The 18,347-nt window shown below is 46.4% G+C and carries 18 protein-coding genes, 1 rRNA gene and 1 riboswitch; of the genes, 5 read left to right on the forward strand and 14 right to left on the reverse strand.

The window, feature by feature from the left end; all coding sequences use genetic code 11:
• Positions 1-192, reverse strand: a 16S ribosomal RNA gene (locus FCU94_RS14740); the annotation flags it as partial.
• Between the two features lie 566 nt (positions 193-758).
• On the opposite strand from FCU94_RS14740, the gene FCU94_RS14745 reads away from it, so the two are divergent.
• Positions 759-1,208, forward strand: a complete 450-nt coding sequence (locus FCU94_RS14745) for an RNA recognition motif domain-containing protein (RefSeq protein ID WP_176289279.1) — start codon at positions 759-761, stop codon at positions 1,206-1,208.
• Here FCU94_RS14745 and murI read toward each other — a convergent pair.
• The 3 genes from murI to FCU94_RS14760 are packed head-to-tail and all read right to left on the reverse strand — an operon-like array spanning position 1,165 to position 4,550.
• Positions 1,165-1,968 carry a glutamate racemase gene (gene murI / locus FCU94_RS14750; protein ID WP_176289280.1) on the reverse strand — a complete coding sequence of 268 codons (804 nt, stop codon included), beginning with the start codon at positions 1,966-1,968 and terminating at the stop codon, positions 1,165-1,167. The genes FCU94_RS14745 and murI overlap by 44 nt on opposite strands.
• A 37-nt stretch (positions 1,969-2,005) precedes the next feature.
• On the reverse strand, positions 2,006-2,686 hold the full coding sequence (locus tag FCU94_RS14755; RefSeq protein WP_176289281.1) for an ATPase: 681 nt from the start codon (positions 2,684-2,686) through the stop codon (positions 2,006-2,008).
• Between the two features lie 43 nt (positions 2,687-2,729).
• Positions 2,730-4,550, reverse strand: a complete 1,821-nt coding sequence (locus FCU94_RS14760) for a TonB-dependent receptor domain-containing protein (RefSeq protein ID WP_176289282.1) — start codon at positions 4,548-4,550, stop codon at positions 2,730-2,732.
• A gap of 35 nt (positions 4,551-4,585) precedes the next feature.
• Positions 4,586-4,786, reverse strand: a riboswitch (cobalamin riboswitch).
• 200 nt (positions 4,787-4,986) lie between these two features.
• Here FCU94_RS14760 and trmA point away from each other — a divergent pair.
• Positions 4,987-6,096: a tRNA (uridine(54)-C5)-methyltransferase TrmA gene (trmA, locus tag FCU94_RS14765; protein WP_176289283.1), complete on the forward strand. Its 1,110-nt coding sequence runs from the start codon at positions 4,987-4,989 to the stop codon at positions 6,094-6,096.
• 56 nt (positions 6,097-6,152) lie between these two features.
• Here the strand turns inward: trmA and FCU94_RS14770 are convergent, their stop codons facing one another.
• Positions 6,153-6,536, reverse strand: coding sequence for a YijD family membrane protein (locus FCU94_RS14770; RefSeq protein WP_176289284.1), 384 nt, complete (start codon positions 6,534-6,536; stop codon positions 6,153-6,155).
• Entirely contained in the window at positions 6,536-7,177 is a 642-nt protein-coding gene (fabR, locus tag FCU94_RS14775; protein WP_176289285.1) for an HTH-type transcriptional repressor FabR, read from the reverse strand. The genes FCU94_RS14770 and fabR overlap by 1 nt, the downstream gene beginning before the upstream one ends.
• Positions 7,178-7,465: 288 nt before the next feature.
• On the opposite strand from fabR, the gene sthA reads away from it, so the two are divergent.
• A complete protein-coding gene (gene sthA, locus FCU94_RS14780) occupies positions 7,466-8,866 on the forward strand; it encodes a Si-specific NAD(P)(+) transhydrogenase (protein ID WP_176289286.1) in 1,401 nt (466 codons plus the stop codon).
• Between the two features lie 31 nt (positions 8,867-8,897).
• Here sthA and dinF read toward each other — a convergent pair whose 3' ends face one another.
• The 4 genes from dinF to FCU94_RS14800 form a co-directional block, all read right to left on the reverse strand.
• Positions 8,898-10,241: an MATE family efflux transporter DinF gene (dinF, locus tag FCU94_RS14785; protein WP_176289287.1), complete on the reverse strand. Its 1,344-nt coding sequence runs from the start codon at positions 10,239-10,241 to the stop codon at positions 8,898-8,900.
• A 43-nt stretch (positions 10,242-10,284) separates the two neighbouring features.
• Positions 10,285-11,097 (reverse strand): class I SAM-dependent methyltransferase, encoded by an 813-nt coding sequence (locus tag FCU94_RS14790; RefSeq protein WP_176289288.1) that lies wholly within the window; start codon positions 11,095-11,097, stop codon positions 10,285-10,287.
• 86 nt (positions 11,098-11,183) lie between these two features.
• On the reverse strand, positions 11,184-11,804 hold the full coding sequence (gene lexA, locus FCU94_RS14795) for a transcriptional repressor LexA (protein WP_176289289.1): 621 nt from the start codon (positions 11,802-11,804) through the stop codon (positions 11,184-11,186).
• 105 nt (positions 11,805-11,909) lie between these two features.
• Positions 11,910-12,275 (reverse strand): diacylglycerol kinase, encoded by a 366-nt coding sequence (locus FCU94_RS14800; RefSeq protein ID WP_176289290.1) that lies wholly within the window; start codon positions 12,273-12,275, stop codon positions 11,910-11,912.
• Positions 12,276-12,477: 202 nt separating this feature from the next.
• Between FCU94_RS14800 and plsB the strand changes: the two genes are divergently transcribed.
• Positions 12,478-14,913: a glycerol-3-phosphate 1-O-acyltransferase PlsB gene (gene plsB / locus FCU94_RS14805; RefSeq protein WP_176289291.1), complete on the forward strand. Its 2,436-nt coding sequence runs from the start codon at positions 12,478-12,480 to the stop codon at positions 14,911-14,913.
• A 36-nt stretch (positions 14,914-14,949) separates the two neighbouring features.
• Here the strand turns inward: plsB and ubiA are convergent, their stop codons facing one another.
• Positions 14,950-15,804 carry a 4-hydroxybenzoate octaprenyltransferase gene (gene ubiA / locus FCU94_RS14810; protein ID WP_176289292.1) on the reverse strand — a complete coding sequence of 285 codons (855 nt, stop codon included), beginning with the start codon at positions 15,802-15,804 and terminating at the stop codon, positions 14,950-14,952.
• Positions 15,791-16,345 (reverse strand): chorismate lyase, encoded by a 555-nt coding sequence (locus FCU94_RS14815; RefSeq protein WP_176289293.1) that lies wholly within the window; start codon positions 16,343-16,345, stop codon positions 15,791-15,793. Before FCU94_RS14815 ends, ubiA begins: the two co-directional genes overlap by 14 nt.
• A gap of 165 nt (positions 16,346-16,510) precedes the next feature.
• Here FCU94_RS14815 and FCU94_RS14820 point away from each other — a divergent pair, with 165 nt between their 5' ends.
• Positions 16,511-16,918, forward strand: coding sequence for a flagellar basal body-associated protein FliL (locus FCU94_RS14820; protein ID WP_176289294.1), 408 nt, complete (start codon positions 16,511-16,513; stop codon positions 16,916-16,918).
• A 26-nt stretch (positions 16,919-16,944) separates the two neighbouring features.
• Here FCU94_RS14820 and glpG read toward each other — a convergent pair whose 3' ends face one another.
• Complete coding sequence (gene glpG / locus FCU94_RS14825; protein WP_176289295.1) at positions 16,945-17,781, reverse strand: rhomboid family intramembrane serine protease GlpG; 837 nt, start codon at positions 17,779-17,781, stop codon at positions 16,945-16,947.
• Positions 17,782-17,785: 4 nt separating this feature from the next.
• Positions 17,786-18,112: a thiosulfate sulfurtransferase GlpE gene (gene glpE, locus FCU94_RS14830; protein ID WP_176289296.1), complete on the reverse strand. Its 327-nt coding sequence runs from the start codon at positions 18,110-18,112 to the stop codon at positions 17,786-17,788.
• Between the last annotated feature and the right edge of the window lie 235 nt (positions 18,113-18,347).

Genomic DNA, 18,347 nt, shown 5'->3' on the forward strand with positions numbered 1-18,347 from the left:
TTATGCGGTATTAGCCATCGTTTCCAATGGTTATCCCCCACATCAGGGCAATTTCCCAGGCATTACTCACCCGTCCGCCGCTCGACGCCGTTATCGCCACCCGAAGGCTTTGATAACTCGTTTCCGCTCGACTTGCATGTGTTAGGCCTGCCGCCAGCGTTCAATCTGAGCCATGATCAAACTCTTCAATTTAAGATTTTGTCGGCTCAATGAATACTGAACACTCCTTTGCTAATAAATAGCTAAAGTAATGTTTGAATTGACTGTGCTGAATCTTTCGATTCAATGGTCACTTCGTTTCATTGAAACCTAAATTGTTTCCGAAGAAACTATTTGGATTATCATCAACGAGTGCCCACACAGATTGATAGGTCTATATTTTTAAAGAGCTTTTTCTAACTTACTTGGCATTAAATGCCTCGTCGTTAGGGGTGCGTATCTTACGCTTCCCGAATTGAGAGTCAAGCATTTTTTCAAACTTTCTTTTCTCTCATTCCAACGCGCTGTGTGACGTTTGTCTCACTCCGTGTCGGTGAGGCGGCATTATAGGGAGGTCTGAAAGGAAGACAAGTGTTTTTTTGAAATTAATTTCTGTTTGGTCAAAAAGAAAACAAAGCGCTGAGAATAGAATAAAATTTCAACATTTGAGACATGTCACATCAATAGGTTGGAAAAACATCAACCATATACGTAATATCCCTGTGTCTATTTTGTTAACGGTAGACTTTTTTTCTCAAACCTAAAAGTTGTATTCCAATATGAATTCAAACAAATCAACCTTAATGATGGTCACCTTAGCGGTATTAGGTGGAATCATCTTTTCGCAGGTCGATGTTTCCCCTGCTTTAAGCTTTGTTGTTGGTGTTGTGGCTTGCGCTTTTATACCTAAACTTTCCACCACAAACATCGAAACAGACTCAACCAAAGATCCAGCGACTAAAACGCTTTATGTGGGGAACTTGCCATATAAAGCTAATGAATCCCATGTGAAAGATCTGTTCGCCAAACACGGTGAAGTGTTTGCCGTGCGCCTTATGAAGGACAAACGGACAGGCAAGCGAAGAGGATTTGGTTTTGTTGTTGTTGCTGCGACCGATGCTCAAGCAACCATTGATGCACTCAATGAGCAAGACTATATGCAGCGCACTTTAAAAGTACGAATCGCTAACGACCCGAAATCTCAAGCGGATAGTAACGAACAGGAGTAAAGCCCAACTCCTTTAATGCTACGTTGAGCGCTCCCTCTTCCCAAGGGGGAGCCGTAGCAAAAATCTCTCGCTTACCGATATGATTCTTTTTCATTTGAGGCGCAAGCAGTGCCTCTACCCTACGTGCAATCGCCTCACCCGAGTCAATCAACACTACATTTTCAGTTAATACCTGATGTATCTCCGCCTTGATGAGCGGAAAGTGAGTACAACCTAACACGGCGACATCAACCTTATTTATCAAGGGCGCTAAAATTGATTGCAACTCATCACAGTCGACAGGTTTGCCGCGCAGCTTTCCCTCCGCCATGTCGACTAACCGCGTTGAACCAATCAATTTAACGGGTTTACGCTGTGAAAAATCACGGATAAGGTCATGGATATAGGGGCGAGTAATGGTCGCAGGCGTCGCGATTAAGCCTACTGCTTGATTGGCAAGGTTTGATGCTGGTTTGATAGCGGGTACAACCCCAACCACTGGGATATCGAGCTTTGCTCTCAAGCTTGGTAACACAATAGTGCTCGCTGTATTGCAAGCGATCACCACGAGATTAATCGCATACTGTTCCACCAGCGATGTCACCAGCGCCTCTACTCTAGTGACCAAAACATCATGCTCTAGTTCACCATAGGGGTAAGCTTTGTTGTCAAAGATATACAGATAATCAAGCTGCGGGCATTTGGTCACAATCTCTTTGTAGACAGAAAGGCCCCCTACTCCGGAGTCAAAGATAAGGATTTTTGCTTGCTGATGGGCCACTTGATTTGCTCGTTAAGTATTGACTTGGCAATAATACTCACTGGCTTGAATTTGGCAATCTCTTCGCGGCATAACGTAGATAAGAGAAGCGCTCTCCAGATTCAATATGACTCGGCGTAACAACCAACTGGCCTGAGAAACTTCGAGTGGCGGTGACCAAAGTGTGAAACTCTCCATTCTCTCCACAAGGGTCAATCCCTGTTGGCAAGCTATCGACAAACTCTCGTGTGTACCATTGACCACAGTAGCGACTCTTAAGTTGGTGACCATCAGTCGTGACAACTAAGGTTTGAATTTCTCGGTCGAGGATCTCTTGGGCCAGCTCAGCACAATGCTCTCCTAATAAAGGAAAAACACACTCCCAGCCCGCAGGATCGATATAGCTGCGGCGATAGTCCGCGATGCCGTTGCAGAACATATCGCCGAACGCAACAGCATCAATCGCTAAGCCGCTTTGTTTGAGTGCATTCACGATCGAAGATTGGTACACCTCGTTACTAGGGAAGACAGCAGGCAGCTCGATTTTAATAAGTGGCAGATCAAGTAATTGCGCTTGAAGTTCCAAAACCTTAATCGGTGTCGCTTGAAATGGTACTTCATCTTTTACAAAAGTCGTGTAAAGCCCTACGACATGATACTCATCGCTCTCTAATAGCCTTTCGAGGGTCAGTGTCGAGTCTTTGCCACTCGACCAACTAATAATGACGTTCTTTTTCATCGTCTTTAGAAAAGTAAAACCGCCCGAAGGCGGTTGTAAGTAGTTAGAATTGGTAAGTTAGGTTGGCAAAATAACGGCGCTCTGGTGCGTTGTAACTTAACGCTGTTTGATACTTCTCATTAGTTAAATTATCGACTCGCGCACGTACAACCAGCTCAGGAGAGATCCAATATCCAACTGACGCATCCCATAAACTTACCGATGGTAATTCATTATTAGGATCACTCACTTCTTTAGGATTGCCCAACCGCTCTCCTGTATAGGTATAGGTCAGATTAAAATCAAAGTCTTCGTAAGATGCATCCAGTAACCATTTGTAGTTTTCATCCGCTCGTTTAGCAAGCTTATTGCCTCGTGAATCTTGGTGATCTTTAAACTCAGCAATAAGCGTATGGTGAATAAAGCCTGTATTGAACGTTCCGCTAATTTCAAGGCCACGTAATTCTGCGTCTACATTCTCTGGATACCACCAAGGAGAACCTTCGTACCATATGATAAGGTTATCAACATCATTGTCGTAAGCACTAACATCCAAAGTGAACAACTCAAACTCACCCGTATATCCGATTTCACGACTGATCGCTTCTTCTGGTTTCAAATCTGAGTTGTTGGTTAAATCAGAGTAGCTCGGCGCTTTAAAAGAGGTGCCTAGTGCCGCTCTTAAAGAGTGAGCTTGCGTAAGGTGATAGCGCGTTCCTAGCGACCAAGTAACATGGTTATCGTATGTATCGTGCTTATCATTACGAACACTGCCCGTAAGTTGTAAATCTCCAAACTGAAAATCAGTAGATATATACACACCCGTTGTATTACGAGACTCTCCAGCTAATTTATCTGGGTTTCCATAACTTAGCGCATCATCATCCAACTTTTCTCTACGCCAATCGACACCGCCACCAACGGTAAAGTTTTCAGAAAACGTATATTGATTAAGGAACTGAAGATTCGTCAAAGAAATTTTCTTCTCAGTACCTGCATTATCTTTACCTTGGGCCTGTGAGTAGTTTAGATTTTCAATGGCTTGTTGGTTGGCTCGAAACGTCGAGCTGAGTTTGTCACCGTTATATTGAACATCCGCAGTAATACTCAGATTTTCTGAATAACCGTAGTTTTTACCGCCTGAATCATATTCAGTTAAACTGTCATACCAACGAACCGATGCAGAGCCTGAGAATTGATCGTTGAAGGCCTGAGAATAGGAAACAAACAAATTTTGGCTTTCATACCCATAATCTAAGTCCGTTGCCGGATCTTTAATATCAAAACCATCGGTCTCCTCAAAACCACCAGCGAGCTTTAAAATACCGCCGTTAGCAAATGCACGCGTCATAGAGAAATTCGCATCTTTTTGAGCATCACTTCCGACGCCCAAAGAAACAACTGTGCCTTCAGTTGATTCACTTGAAGAGGTAATGACGTTAATCACACCGGCGATTGCATCAGACCCGTAAAGGGCACCACCAGGGCCTTTAATGACTTCTACACGCTCGATAATGCCAACAGGAATATGGTTAAAGCTGATCCCACCAGCCGCAGAATTGATACGTACGCCGTCAACCAAAAACAAAACTTGATTGCTATTAAAACCGCGAATAAATACCGAGGTAGAATGACCACGGCCGCCACTTTGAGAAACTTCAACACTTGGTACTCGTTTTAATACGTCAACCAGAGACTTAGCTTGAATCTCTTCAATTTCTTGCTTTGATACAATCGTCGTTGAAGTGATAACTTCACTAAGAGGTTGCTCAAAACGGTTAGCAGTAACGACGATGGTTTCGTCGACAGAGATTTCTTCGGCGGATAAATAAGGGGCATGCCCTAGCAGCGACGTCACTGCTAGCGCTAAAATAGAACGGTTCATGTTGTAATCCTAAATCGCGTAAGTCCTACTGAGTGGTCATCACTCAGCCGCTGGCAGGTATTCGGACTCAAGAGCTCGGCTTCGCCGCCTAATCACTCGACTTCCCACATCAATATAATGCAGTGTCTGATTGAGTTTTCGTTCTCTTTTACCGCTGCGCGTCAGTTCTGGATTCTCACCAGATTCCCTTTTGGCCATCTATACATCTAGACAGCACCAGCTTGGCGATGATGTTATTGAGGATTGAATAATTTGTCCAGCCAATATTGCTCTAATCTATTAATAAAGTGATTAATGAGCTTGGGTTTCTCTCCGCTTTGCCTCAATCTTTGCCGGATCGTCCGCGCAAAACTGGACATAGCGCTGAGATTGAATAAAATCTGCGCTCTTAAATAAAATGCACCCTCCACAGGTACACAGACCAAAGGTAATAATCATGGCGACTCTTGATGTAAACCCACAACGCTACCAAGAACAATTGGCCGAGAAGATCGACCGTCTCACTGAGATGTTCGCAGCTTACAATGTACCTGAGTTGGAAGTGTTTGAATCTCCAGAGCAACACTATCGAATGCGCGCCGAATTTCGCGTTTGGCATGAAGGTGAAGATCTTTACTACATCATGTTCAACCAAGAGACGCGTGAAAAGTACCGTGTTGACCAGTTCCCTGCAGCGAGCCGCTTGATCAACGACGTGATGCCTCTGCTTATTGATGCGATGAAAGACAATGATTCGCTGCGTCGTAAGCTGTTTCAAGTAGACTTTTTATCGACCTTGAGTGGTGAAATTTTGGTGTCGCTGCTTTACCACCGTCAACTCGATGAACAGTGGACCACTGAAGCTAAGGCGTTAAAACAACGCTTAAATGATGAAGGCTTCAATCTCAACCTCATTGGTCGTGCGCGTAAGATGAAAATTGTTCTTGATCGTGACTATGTGATCGAGAAGCTCGATGTCAATGGGCAGCCTTATGTCTATCAACAAGTCGAAAACAGTTTCACCCAACCAAATGGCAAGGTAGCAGAGAAGATGTTGGAATGGGCGGTCGATTGCACCCAAGATAGCCAAGGTGACTTACTCGAGCTCTACTGCGGTAATGGCAACTTTTCATTGGCACTGGCGCAAAACTTTGACCGAGTACTGGCGACTGAGCTAGCCAAGCCATCAGTTGAATCAGCACAATACAATATCAAAGCCAATAATATCGACAATGTTCAGATCCTGCGTCTATCTGCTGAAGAGTTTACCCAGGCAATTGAGGGCAAACGAGAGTTTCGCCGTTTGAAAGATGCTGGCGTCGACCTAAAAAGCTACAACTGCAATACCATTTTCGTTGATCCACCTCGTGCAGGTATGGATATCGATACCTGTAAGATGGTTCAAGGTTATGAACGTATTATGTACATCTCGTGCAACCCAGAAACACTGAAAGAGAACCTCGATGTGCTTTGCGAAACACATCAAATCACACGATTTGCTCTGTTTGATCAGTTTCCATATACCCACCATATGGAAGCGGGCGTACTGCTAGAGCGCAGAAACTAGACCAATCCCAATAAAAAACGAGCCGCTTGAGGCTCGTTCTTTCATTTGGGCTAGCGTTACGACTGCACCTTTTCACTCGAGGTGAGGAAGCCGAGCTTTTTCGCCACCCACAGCAGCAAACCTAAAGTGATGAAAATCGCTAACATATTCGATCCTGCGTCGGGATACTGAGCTTTCACAAACGCAGAGTGACCGAACGCCCCAACAAAGAAACAGGCTAATCCCACCAATGGAATGTCTTCAGAGACAGGGTTAGTCAAATATTCTCGGTACAGAGCTTGTACTGATAGCACTAGCGCTATCAATGGAAAAATAGAGAAAGAGACTTCACTCATCGTTAGCCAAGACAACATGGCATCACCACACATGCCTGCAATCAGAGCGAGTAGCAAGGTTTTTCTTTCAGAGCCACGATTAACTTGGTTTGTTTCATTCGACATTAATCTATCCCACCTTTTAATCGGTTACGTTCACGTTCTTTGCGATACCAGAAAGCCCCTTTGGCTATCATTCGCAATTGCATAATTAGACGTTCCGCGAGTTCATCACGCTGATGTCTATCTAAATCTAACGCCTCAGCTCCTGAGCTAAAGACTAAGGTCACTGACGCTTCGGCTTGGGTAAAAGCTTCATCACGAGCCATACCCGTGCCGATCAAATATTCGGTCATCTCTGCCACAAAATGTTGGATTTCGCGCGCAACCGCATTACGAAATTCAAACGAGGTTCCAGAGCGTTCACGCAGCAGCAAGCGAAATACGTTTGGGCTGCTTTCAATGAACTCCATAAAGGTTTCAACCGAAGTACGGATCACGCTTCCCTCTTTTACGATGCGTTGCCGCGCTTGGCGCATTAGCTGACGCAATAATAGGCCACCTTCATCGACCATGGTCAAACCTAACTCATCCATATCTTTAAAATGACGATAGAACGAGGTCGGTGCAATGCCCGCTTCGCGCGCGACTTCACGCAAACTCAAGTTAGAAAAGCTACGGTCGGCACTGAGTTGACTGAACGCAGCATCGATTAAAGAACGACGCGTCTTCTCTTTCTGCTGTGCTCTAATTCCCATGGATTTCATAAGTTGTCATTCTGTTTTTACTGCGAATGTCCTTAATATACAACGATTGGCTTAACGAGATAAGCCATAATCGTTTGCTTTGATGACCAAGTGGCCATTAAACCGAGCTGAGATCAGAATTCAATCTTATCGCTATCAATTAGAGACATACGGCATACCCTTTAAGCAATTTCCCTTCTTGTGCGTGATCTCGCCGACTCTCTAGTGTGCTTTTCATTTACGCTTGCAGTGAATCAGTTAAAATCTCGCTACAGCAATGTTAAGACTCTATAACAAGGAAAAAGCGCTATGGCCGAGAATAACCACTTTGATGTAATCGTTATTGGTAGTGGCCCCGGTGGTGAAGGGGCTGCGATGGGATTAACCAAAGCAGGATTAAATGTCGCCATAGTCGAAAAGGAAAGCAGCGTTGGCGGAGGGTGTACTCACTGGGGAACCATCCCCTCGAAAGCGCTGCGCCACGCGGTGAGCCGCATTATCGAGTTCAATAACAACCCACTGTTTTGTCACAATAACACCAGCATCCATTCCACCTTCTCCAATATTCTTGGTCACGCCAAGTCGGTGATCGACAAGCAAACCAGACTGCGTCAGGGCTTCTATGACCGCAACCAGTGCTCACTGATTTTTGGTACCGCGCGCTTTATCGATAAATACACCATTGCCGTTATGCAGAGCGATGGAACAGAGGAAACCTACAGCGCCGATCGCTTTGTGATTGCGACAGGATCTCGTCCTTACCAACCTGCCGACGTCGATTTTCTACATGAACGCATCTACGACAGTGACTCAATTTTAAGCCTCAAACACGACCCTCGCCATATCATCATATACGGCGCTGGGGTGATCGGTTGTGAATACGCGTCTATCTTCCGTGGTTTAGGGGTGAAAACCGATTTAATCAATACTCGCGACCGCTTGTTATCTTTCCTTGATAATGAAGTCTCTGACGCTCTGTCATACCACTTTTGGAACAGCGGTGTGGTCATTCGCAACGATGAAACATATGAAAAAATAGAAGGCACTGAAGATGGCGTGATTGTCCATCTTCAGTCAGGCAAAAAGATGCGTGCGGATTGTCTGCTCTATGCCAATGGTCGCACGGGTAATACCGATAAACTAAACTTGGCGGCGGTTGGTCTTGAAGCCGACTCGCGTGGCCAGCTCAAAGTTGATGGCAACTACCAAACCGAGGTCGAGCACATCTACGCGGTCGGCGATGTTATTGGCTACCCAAGCCTCGCCAGTGCCGCTTATGATCAAGGACGTTTTGTCGCACAAGCGATCAATAAAGGCCAAGCGGATGGCAACCTCATCGAAGATATTCCAACCGGCATCTACACCATTCCTGAAATCAGCTCGGTAGGCAAAACGGAGCAGGAGCTAACCGCAGCAAAAGTACCTTACGAAGTGGGCCGTTCCTCTTTCAAACACTTAGCTCGCGCCCAAATCGCTGGTAAAGATATTGGTAGCTTGAAGATTCTGTTCCATCGCGAAACTAAAGAGATCTTAGGTATTCACTGTTTTGGTGAGCGAGCAGCCGAAATCATCCATATCGGACAGGCAATTATGGAGCAAAAAGGCCAAGCAAATACCATTGAATACTTCGTCAATACTACCTTTAACTACCCAACCATGGCGGAAGCGTATCGCGTCGCGGCGCTTAATGGTTTGAATCGATTGTTTTAACCAGAGAAAAGCCGGACCATGTCCGGCTTTTTTAGGCGCTCAGCAAAAACGTTTGCCGACGCCAATGATATAACAATACCGCAGCGAGCGTGACGCCACGCAGCGCCATAAAACTTAGCATCGCTAGCCACAAGGCGTGGTTACCCATTTCAGCATTCGCATAGAACATCACGAAAAAGCCACTGGTTGACACAAACATGGCATTGCGCATTTCTCGACCTTTGGTCGCGCCAATAAAAATGCCATCCAATAGAAAACACCACATCGAGACCAGCGGCATCGCCACCAGCCAAGGGAGATAAGCGGTTGCCATCGCTTGTACGGATTCAATGTCGGTGATCAGGGCGATCAAACGCGATCCGGATATGGCAAATAATCCCGTCAAGATCACGCTGATAATCAGACTCCAAAAGAAAGTGCCAACCAATGAACGAGATAGCTGGCGTTTATCGTTCGCGCCTACCGCTTTACCGACCATGGCTTCCATCGCATAGGCGAACCCATCCATCGCGTAGGAGATCATCATTAAAAAGCTCATCAGCACTGCATTGGCTGCCACAACCTCATCACCAAAACTCGCGCCTTGAAAAGTCATAAAAGTGAACGTCGCTTGCAAGCAAAGAGAACGTAAAAAGATATCGCGATTGAGCCGCACAAAGCGGCTAAGTCCTAGGCTGGTATCTCTGAGCAAGTCGAAAAGCGAAGGTAACGCCTCTTGATGCCATCGACGCCAGACACAAAGTAAACCAAACATCATCCCGGAGTAATCAGCCAATACCGAAGCGAGCGCCGCTCCCTCAACTTTCCAGCCCAAACCAACCACAAACAACAGATCGAGAACAATGTTGGTCACATTGATAATGATCACCATCCACATCGGGGCTTTAGCGTTTTGAGCGCCAAGTAACCACCCCAGTATGACATAATTCGCCAGTGCCGCTGGGGCGCTCCAAACTCGTACAGAGAAATACTCCGCCGCATAGTGTTTCACCTCATCACTGGCCTCGCTGAGCCCCAACACCCATTGACTAATGGGTTCGTGCAATACAAGAAATAACACCGCAAACATCAGCGCCATGACCATGCCTTGAGTCAAGACCAAGCCAAACTGGTGCTTATTATTAGAGCCATAGGCTTGAGCGGTAAGGCCAGTGGTCGACATGCGCAAGAAACCCAGTAACCAAAAAGTCACACTGATCATTGTGCTTCCAAGGGCCACGCCCCCTAAATACCAAGCATGTTCAAGATGGCCAATCACCGCAGCGTCGACTAAACCGAGCAATGGAACGGTAATATTGGAGAGCACCATAGGAATGGCCAACAACAGCACTTGTTTGTGTACCGTGCGGTCGGAAAGAGTTTGTAGTAATGACAAGATGATTACTCGTAGGGGACTTGTGCCACCAGTGTAACTGAGATCACCAACGAAGCTGAACCACTACCGGAGTTAATCGTTGCTTAAAGAACTGGAGTTTAGTTACCAAACGCTGCCATATTTTCCAACGTCCACAGTCGCGTTCTAGTGGAGAATCAATACGCACCCAACGTGCCCAAGGCAAGCAGTTGAGCATGGCATCCCCCGGGGAGCGATAACCATGTCGATAATGAGACGTCCCCATTTTTTGACCGAGTCTGCTATTACAGAGATCGCCCGCCAACACCATACAAACTCGCGCGCTATCAAAGTGACACCCAAGCGCTTGAATAAATTTCGCGACTTGCTGAGCCGTGCAGTCCAATAATGCGTGTTCACACACAATCATCACGGGTGCTTTTTCTGCGATGGGCAACTGACCGAGCCAGCTGAGGTCATCGACGCTGCCGCACAAATGATGGTAGCGTTCACTATGATGGAAGAGCTTCTCACGCCAGAGTAAATGCTCGCTTACATCGAGCTCTAACCAATGACAGCGACCATTATCGACGCGATAAAAACGGGTATCTAACCCCGCACCAACGTTAATAATCCAGCCATCAGGATTACGTTTAATAAAGGCTGAAACGTGCTGATCACACAAGCGAGCCAGTGTCACATGCAGTAGCTGTTTCTGATGAATATCACCGGCGAAGCATTCAGGGGCAAGTTGGCAACGCAGGCAGGCTCGCGTTGCGATAGGATCGTAAACTAGGCCGTTATCGACCAAACTTTCACGGCTACGCAACCACATTGGTTGCAACAAATTCGTTGGGATTTGGTAGCGATGTGTGTTCGCATCTGATTTAGCGGCCATTATCATCTTCCTTTTATACCGAGAAGAAAGATGATAATGAATATCAATTACAAAATCAACAAATGAGAATGACTCTCAAGTGAGATTTACATCCAATCGGTATTGCGAATGATACCGACGGCCAGCCCCTCGATAGTAAGGTGCTGACTGGTCAAATCGACCTTAATTGGAGCGAACTCTTCATTCTCTGCATGGAGTAATATCGTCGAGCCTTTACGCTCTAGACGCTTAACGGTCACATCATCGTCGACTCGTGCTACCACCACTTGGCCATCTCGCACATCTTGAGTTTTGTGTACCGCGAGTAAATCTCCATCCATAATGCCAATATCTTTCATACTCTCACCGTTAACACGGAGCAAGAAATCGGCTTGAGGCTTAAACATGCTGGGATCAACTTGATAGTGGGTTTCGACATGCTCTTGCGCAAGAATAGGCTCACCAGCCGCCACCTGACCAATTAAAGGTAACCCTTCTTCGTCATTGGCCGCATCTTCAAGCAGAATACGAATCCCACGCGATGCGCCTGGAATGATTTCAATCGCTTGTTTGCGAGCTAGCGCTTTTAAATGTTCTTCTGCTGCGTTCGCAGAGCGAAAGCCTAACTCTCGTGCGATTTCGGCGCGAGTTGGCGGCATACCCGTGTCATCAATTTTGCTTTTGATGAGGTCAAATACTTGTTGTTGGCGGGGCGTTAACGGCTTCATAAGTCACCTGTCTTTTTATACAGTTAACTGTGAGTATATCCAGTAATTTGAGAAATGAAAAGCCAATTGATTGTTTTTTAGCAGGTTTAGCGAATTGTCGATGGATTAAGACAAAAAGAGGACTTCAAGCCATACATACCCAGCAAGCAGCATGCTCACCATAACGGCGGCAGACGCCATGTCTTTTGCTCTTTTAGCATAGGCATGATACTCGGTCCCCATTCTGTCAACCGCGGCCTCAATGGCACTGTTGACGAGCTCCACAACGAGCACAAGCACCACGCTACCTATTAAAGCAATGCGCTGCGACGAGTTCTCAGCCAGCAGCACTGCTAACGGAATCAAGATAGTCGCAAGCCATACTTCTTCTTTAAATGCGGGTTCATTTTTAAACGCAGCGCTTAGCCCTTGAAGAGAGTACCTGAGTGCGTTCTTCAGTCGTTTGACTCCATGCGTCGATTTGGTTTGCAAATGCGGTCTCTTGTCTAATGAAATGACGATATTATCGATGTGAGAATTGACGTTTTCCTAATCAATAATAGGTAAAAGGTTCGACCAGTTTCTGGTATCCTTGCCGGCTATAAAAATCACGCTTGGGCACATCTCCACTTCTACAGCAAAAGAACTGGAAATGTGCTTATGCAAACTATTTAATTTTGAGGCCAAGAACCTTATGTCTTCTGGACGAATGTTATCGCACTCTTTACTAAAGTTGCCGATGTCACTGTTAGTAAAAGGGACAACAATTCCTTCAAATCCTATTGAAGATCATAGTATTGATTTAAACAAGCCAATCATTTACGCACTGCCATACCGATCAAATGTTGACTTACTGGCAGTGCAAAAACAAGCGCTTGCTCTCGGCTTACCAGACCCACTGCAAGCGGTTGAAATTAATGGCAAGTCGTTCAATCGCTATGTGTTTACCTCTGCACGCGACACAGTGATCAGCGATGACCAAGACGTCCCCAACGAGTCAATCACTCTATTTTCTGATTTGTTGGAACTGCATAAATTCGACTCAGAGCTGGATGTTCAAGTGATTCCGACCACAGTATTGTGGGGGCGCAAACCGGGTAAAGAGTCACAACATAAGCCCTACCTACAATCACTTAACGGACCACAAAAAGCAAAAGCGGTGTTGGTGTCAGGGCGTGACTGCTTAGTACGCATTAGCCCAGTGGTTTCTCTGCGCTACATGGCCGATTCACACGGTACCGATACCTCCATTGCTCATAAACTGGCGCGTGTTGCTCGTATTCACTTTTCGCGGCAAAAACTGGCGGCTTCAGGGCCTAACCTACCCAGTCGCCAGGCGTTGTTTGATCGTCTGATGAAATCGAAGGCGATTGAGAAAGTGATCCGCGACGAAGCCAACTCGAAAGATGTCTCTATCGATAAGGTACGCAAAGAAGCGCACGCGATTATGGACGAGATTGCCGCTGACTTTTCGTACTCATTGGTCAAAAGCGGTGACCGACTGCTGGGCTGGCTATGGAACCGAATCTACCAAGGTTTAAACATCAACAATGCGGCAACGGTGCGTAAACTGGCGCAAGACGGCCATGAGATTGTCTACGTTCCTTGTCACCGCAGTCATATGGATTACCTGTTGCTTTCCTATGTGCTGTATCACGAAGGCATGGTACCGCCGCACATTGCCGCGGGTATTAACCTCAACTTTTTCCCAGCCGGACCACTATTTCGTCGCGGCGGCGCATTCTTTATCCGCCGCAGCTTTAAAGGCAACAAGCTCTACTCGACCATCTTTCGCGAGTATCTAGCCGAGCTGTTTGCTAAAGGCTACTCGGTTGAATACTTCAGTGAAGGAGGCCGCTCACGCACTGGTCGCTTGCTGCAAGCTAAAACCGGAATGCTCGCAATGACGATTCAGGCGATGCTGCGAGGCCTGAATCGTCCAGTAACGCTGGTTCCGGTCTATATCGGTTATGAGCATGTGATGGAAGTAGGCACCTACGCCAAAGAGCTACGCGGTAAGCGTAAAGAAAAAGAGAACGCCAGTTTGGTGCTGCGCACCATTCGCAAACTGAAGAACTTTGGCCAAGGTTACGTGAACTTTGGTGAGCCAATTCCACTCAATCAATACCTCAACGAGCAAGCGCCAGAGTGGACTAAAGACATCGACCCTATGGGCAGCAACAAACCACAATGGCTTAACCCGGTGGTGAATTCGCTCGCGACTAAGATGATGACCCATATCAATGATGCCGCAGCGGCGAATGCGATGACCTTGTGCGCCACCGCGCTATTGGCGTCTCGTCAACGGGCATTATCGCGCGACAGCCTCGTCAACCAGATCAATTGCTATCTTTCGATTCTCAACAATGTGCCTTACTCTGATACTTATACCGTACCGGAAGAGAGCGCGGAATCACTAGTCAAACATTCCGAGTCTCTGGATAAGTTTGTTATCGAAACCGATAGCATGGGCGATATCGTTTCTCTGGATCGCAACCAGTCGATCTTAATGACCTACTATCGCAATAACATCATTCATTTATTGGCGATCCCATCACTGATTGCCCAGATGTTGGTCCGCCATCAGCAGCTCTCATTACAGCAGATCCAGCACAATGTCGCGCTCATCTATCCGTTCCTAAAACAAGAATTGTTCCTGAGTATTGAGGCGGCAAAACTGGCCGAGCTGACTGAAGCCTATATAGAAGAGCTAGCGCATCAAGGCTTAGTGACCATCGATGACAAACATAATGTAGCGATGAACCAAGCCAATAATCAGGTGCTAGTCCTACTGGGTCGCACTATCACTGAAACACTACAGCGTTACGCGATTGCACTGAACTTGTTGGTTGCGAGCCCCGATCTCGCCAAATCAGATTTAGAGCAGAAAAGCCAAGATATCGCGCAGCGTTTAGGTCGCTTGCACGGGATCAACGCGCCAGAGTTCTTTGACAAAGGGGTATTCTCGGCGATGTTTACCACGCTCAAGCAGCAAGCGTATCTCGACAGTGAAGGGAACAGCGATAGCGTGAAGAGCAAAGAGTTAGCAAAACTGCTCTACTCGATGCTCTATCCAGAGGTGCGATTGACGATTAAAGAGAGCATCTATCAAGCAACCGAACACAAGTAGCGACAAAAAAGGGCATCATAATGATGCCCTTTTTCTTTACCAGAAAGCGATGAACAGACCGATAGTAATGACCATGCCGACATAATTATTGTTGAGGAAAGCACGGAAACAGAGTTCACGATCACGATGGCGAATGAGATGCTGCTGAAAAACAAACAAGGCTCCAGCAACCAGCAAACACCAGTAATAGCTTGCACCAAGTTGGTAGTAAACACCCACCCACATCAGCATAGCTAATGTCGTCAATTGCAACACGCCTATCACCATCTTATCGAAGCGACCAAATAGTATCGCCGTCGACTTAACACCAATTTTCAAGTCATCGTCTCTGTCGACCATCGCATACTGAGTATCGTAGGCGATAGTCCAGAGCGCATTAATCGCAAAAATAAACCAGACCATCATAGGTACCTCATTGGCCTCCGCCGCCCAAGCCATCGGGATAGACCAACTAAACGCCAAGCCCAAAAACAATTGAGGTAAATGGGTGTAGCGCTTCATAAACGGATAGATAAAGGCGAGAAAGATGCCGACAAAAGAGAGCTTTATGGTCAGCGCATTCATACTCATAACCAATAAGAACGAGCTTACGGCGAGTACCACAAACAAGCCAATCGCTTCTTTCGCGCTCACTCTGCCCGAGGGTAACGGACGCTGCTTGGTGCGCTTGACGTGTCCGTCCACCTTACGGTCGGCGAAGTCATTGATCACACACCCTGCCGCACGCATGAAAATCACCCCCAACACAAACACGACAAGAACATTAATGCTTGGCATTCCTTGCGCCGAGATAATCAATGCCCATAAGGTTGGCCACAGTAAAAGCAAGGTACCGATTGGCTTATCCATGCGCATTAACTGCCAGTAAGCAACAGCTTTATCCGCGGTCATTGCAACTATTCTCCTTCGCATAAATCGGGGCGGTGGGCAAAAACAGCTCGGCCACCAGCATAGGTTTGTGATTCATCCATAAACGCGATCGCCGCGCCAATAGGGTTTTACCCTCTAACTCAAGACTTGCCACTTGAAGCGCATCGCGTTTGACGTTGCTAGCGCTAAACACCGTTAATCCAAGTGGGATTTCGCCTTGCTCCGCGAGATCAAAATGCTGCCCCTGCATTGATGTCTGTGGGATCAGCGTTCGCCCCAGTACCCAAGCTTGGCCATCGCCCTTCAATACCACTTTGCGCAACAAACACTGTTCTTGTGCCAATAAGTCAATCTCTTGTGCATTGAGTTTTTCTGCTTTAACGACCTTGTTGTGCAGTAAATCGACGCTCAAGAGTTGGCAATACGACTCCAATAAACGTGATAACGAGCCCTGTTCTAGCAACCAATTCTTCGCTGCAAGAGTGGGAAAGTTAAAATGAGTAGGATCTTGCCATTCAACTTGACGTAAAGCAGATAAATAGAGCGCAGTTGATTGATTCATACTAATATTCAATAAGTAGCCTTATCATCGTACAATAAAGCTTTATTCTTTGATGTTAACCACCGACAAGAGTGTTTAACGCATTTTTATTACAAAAAGATGCTCTATTGTAACAAGACTCAGGCGATTCGAGTATCGTGATTGGAAGAAAGAAAAGTTATAAATATGATTAAACGTTACCTAGCCCAAATAATTATCGCTTGGGGGTTACTCGTCAGCCTGCCGGTATTGGCAGAAGAGGAAGGCGCACCAACACTGGCTTACTTTACCCTAGAGCCCGATTTGACCACCAACTTTTATACCAAGGGTAAAAAGCTCGGTTACATTCAAGTTCGCATCGATATCATGGTTGCCAGCCAAGCCGATCTTAGTGTGATCGAACGTCATCAACCGCTGATACGCGACGCCGTGGTTGAGCTACTGGGTAAACAAACAGAAGAGACTATTACTTCACTCGCCGGCCGAGAAGATCTGCGTAAAACTCTCGTCGAGCAGTTAAACGCCACCCTGCTACCAGAAACAGGCAAGACTATCATTGCCGACCTGTTGTTTACTAAGTATCTCTATCAATAATAAAACGGCGTATCAGCGCCGTTTTTTTATGCTTGTTTACTCACTCGACTAGCATCGACCATTCCCAACACGATCCCCGATAACAAGCCAGCCAAATGGGCGGTATTGGCAATAGCCATAAACGGCTGAACAAACCCCAAAACTAACCACACCAACATAAAACCTATCACGGGCTTGGGCAAAGTCAGCCCAAGCTGAGGCGCTTTATAGCCTAACATCCATAGATAACCGACCAAGGCATAAACCACGCCTGATAATCCGCCAAAGTTCGCGCCTTCAACCCAGTACTGGCCAGCGCCCGACAGCGCCGCAGAAAGCGCGAAGATCTGTATCAACTTAGTCGACCCTAAACGCTGTTCAATGTCACCGCCTAACTGCCACCACCACAATAAGTTAAACGCAATATGCATGACAGAAAAGTGTAACAACGCATGGCTAAACCAGCGCCACAACTGCCACTGTTGGCCTGCCAACGCAGGAAAGTGTAAGGCGTCAAACACGCCTTGCCCGCTAGCAAATTGTTGTAATACAAAAATCATCACACAAGTAAGCATAACGGCCAACGTCATCGGCCCAGCTTTGGCTTTAATCATGGTGAGCATACTGGGAGACTGGTAGCGAAATGCGTTGCGACGTGTTTCGGCTAACTCCCACGAAGCCGCTTGATACTTACTGGCATTCGGGTTGGCCAGAAAGTGGTCGAGCTCGGCTTCGGCTTCCATTTGGTGTTCTGGCTGAAGTAACCATAGCGCAAACTGTCCCTCACCTTCAGGCATCATCTGCACATCGATCTGCCGTGAAGCCATGTAATCAATAAATGCTTGAGCCATTCTTGGATTATTCACAGAGATCAGTCGCACCATACTACTACCCTAGATTCGTTTCCGTTGGTAGCCCAGCTCTATGCCAAGCTTCAAAACCGCCATCAACACTATACACCTGCTCAAAGCCTTGGTTAACCAAATACTGAGCCGCGCCTTGACTGCTGATACCGTGATAACACATCACCAATATCGGTTGATCAAACTCAACCTCATTCATCAATGTAACCATGGTATCGTTGGTCAGATGGAAAGCGTGCTGCGCGTGGTTGACCGCAAAAGACTGCGGGTCACGAATATCGACCATGCGTGCTTGTCCTTGCTCCAATAATGCTTGAGCACCAGACACGTCGATATGTTTAAACTGATCCATAACCTTTCTCTTTTATAGCTTAATTATCTAACGCCATTGTAACCTATCCAGTGGTCAACAAGTACTCTATGGCTGTAAGGTTATCCACTAGCGATCATTATTCGACCATCTGTGGATAAATTTGTGGATTACGTTGATAAGGTGTTTTGAACAGATTAGATCCACAACATATAGTAATGATCCTTATTTGATTGTGTGTAAAGAGAAAACTATCCCCATCGATTTAAGAGGGATC

This window comes from Vibrio sp. JPW-9-11-11 (genome assembly GCF_013369335.1).
GTDB lineage: Bacteria > Pseudomonadota > Gammaproteobacteria > Enterobacterales > Vibrionaceae > Vibrio.

Bases quoted from the DNA above. Each gene is read 5' to 3' on its own strand.
- glpG (WP_176289295.1), bottom strand. From the start codon at position 17,781: ATGGTGCGACTGATCTCTGTGAATAATCCAAGAATGGCTCAAGCATTT.
- sthA (WP_176289286.1), top strand. From the start codon at position 7,466: ATGGCCGAGAATAACCACTTTGATGTAATCGTTATTGGTAGTGGCCCC.
- FCU94_RS14755 (WP_176289281.1), bottom strand. From the start codon at position 2,686: ATGAAAAAGAACGTCATTATTAGTTGGTCGAGTGGCAAAGACTCGACA.
- trmA (WP_176289283.1), top strand. From the start codon at position 4,987: ATGGCGACTCTTGATGTAAACCCACAACGCTACCAAGAACAATTGGCC.
- FCU94_RS14745 (WP_176289279.1), top strand. From the start codon at position 759: ATGAATTCAAACAAATCAACCTTAATGATGGTCACCTTAGCGGTATTA.
- plsB (WP_176289291.1), top strand. From the start codon at position 12,478: ATGTCTTCTGGACGAATGTTATCGCACTCTTTACTAAAGTTGCCGATG.
- lexA (WP_176289289.1), bottom strand. From the start codon at position 11,804: ATGAAGCCGTTAACGCCCCGCCAACAACAAGTATTTGACCTCATCAAA.
- FCU94_RS14790 (WP_176289288.1), bottom strand. From the start codon at position 11,097: ATGGCCGCTAAATCAGATGCGAACACACATCGCTACCAAATCCCAACG.
- FCU94_RS14820 (WP_176289294.1), top strand. From the start codon at position 16,511: ATGATTAAACGTTACCTAGCCCAAATAATTATCGCTTGGGGGTTACTC.
- FCU94_RS14770 (WP_176289284.1), bottom strand. From the start codon at position 6,536: ATGTCGAATGAAACAAACCAAGTTAATCGTGGCTCTGAAAGAAAAACC.
- ubiA (WP_176289292.1), bottom strand. From the start codon at position 15,804: ATGACCGCGGATAAAGCTGTTGCTTACTGGCAGTTAATGCGCATGGAT.
- FCU94_RS14760 (WP_176289282.1), bottom strand. From the start codon at position 4,550: ATGAACCGTTCTATTTTAGCGCTAGCAGTGACGTCGCTGCTAGGGCAT.
- fabR (WP_176289285.1), bottom strand. From the start codon at position 7,177: ATGAAATCCATGGGAATTAGAGCACAGCAGAAAGAGAAGACGCGTCGT.
- glpE (WP_176289296.1), bottom strand. From the start codon at position 18,112: ATGGATCAGTTTAAACATATCGACGTGTCTGGTGCTCAAGCATTATTG.
- FCU94_RS14815 (WP_176289293.1), bottom strand. From the start codon at position 16,345: ATGAATCAATCAACTGCGCTCTATTTATCTGCTTTACGTCAAGTTGAA.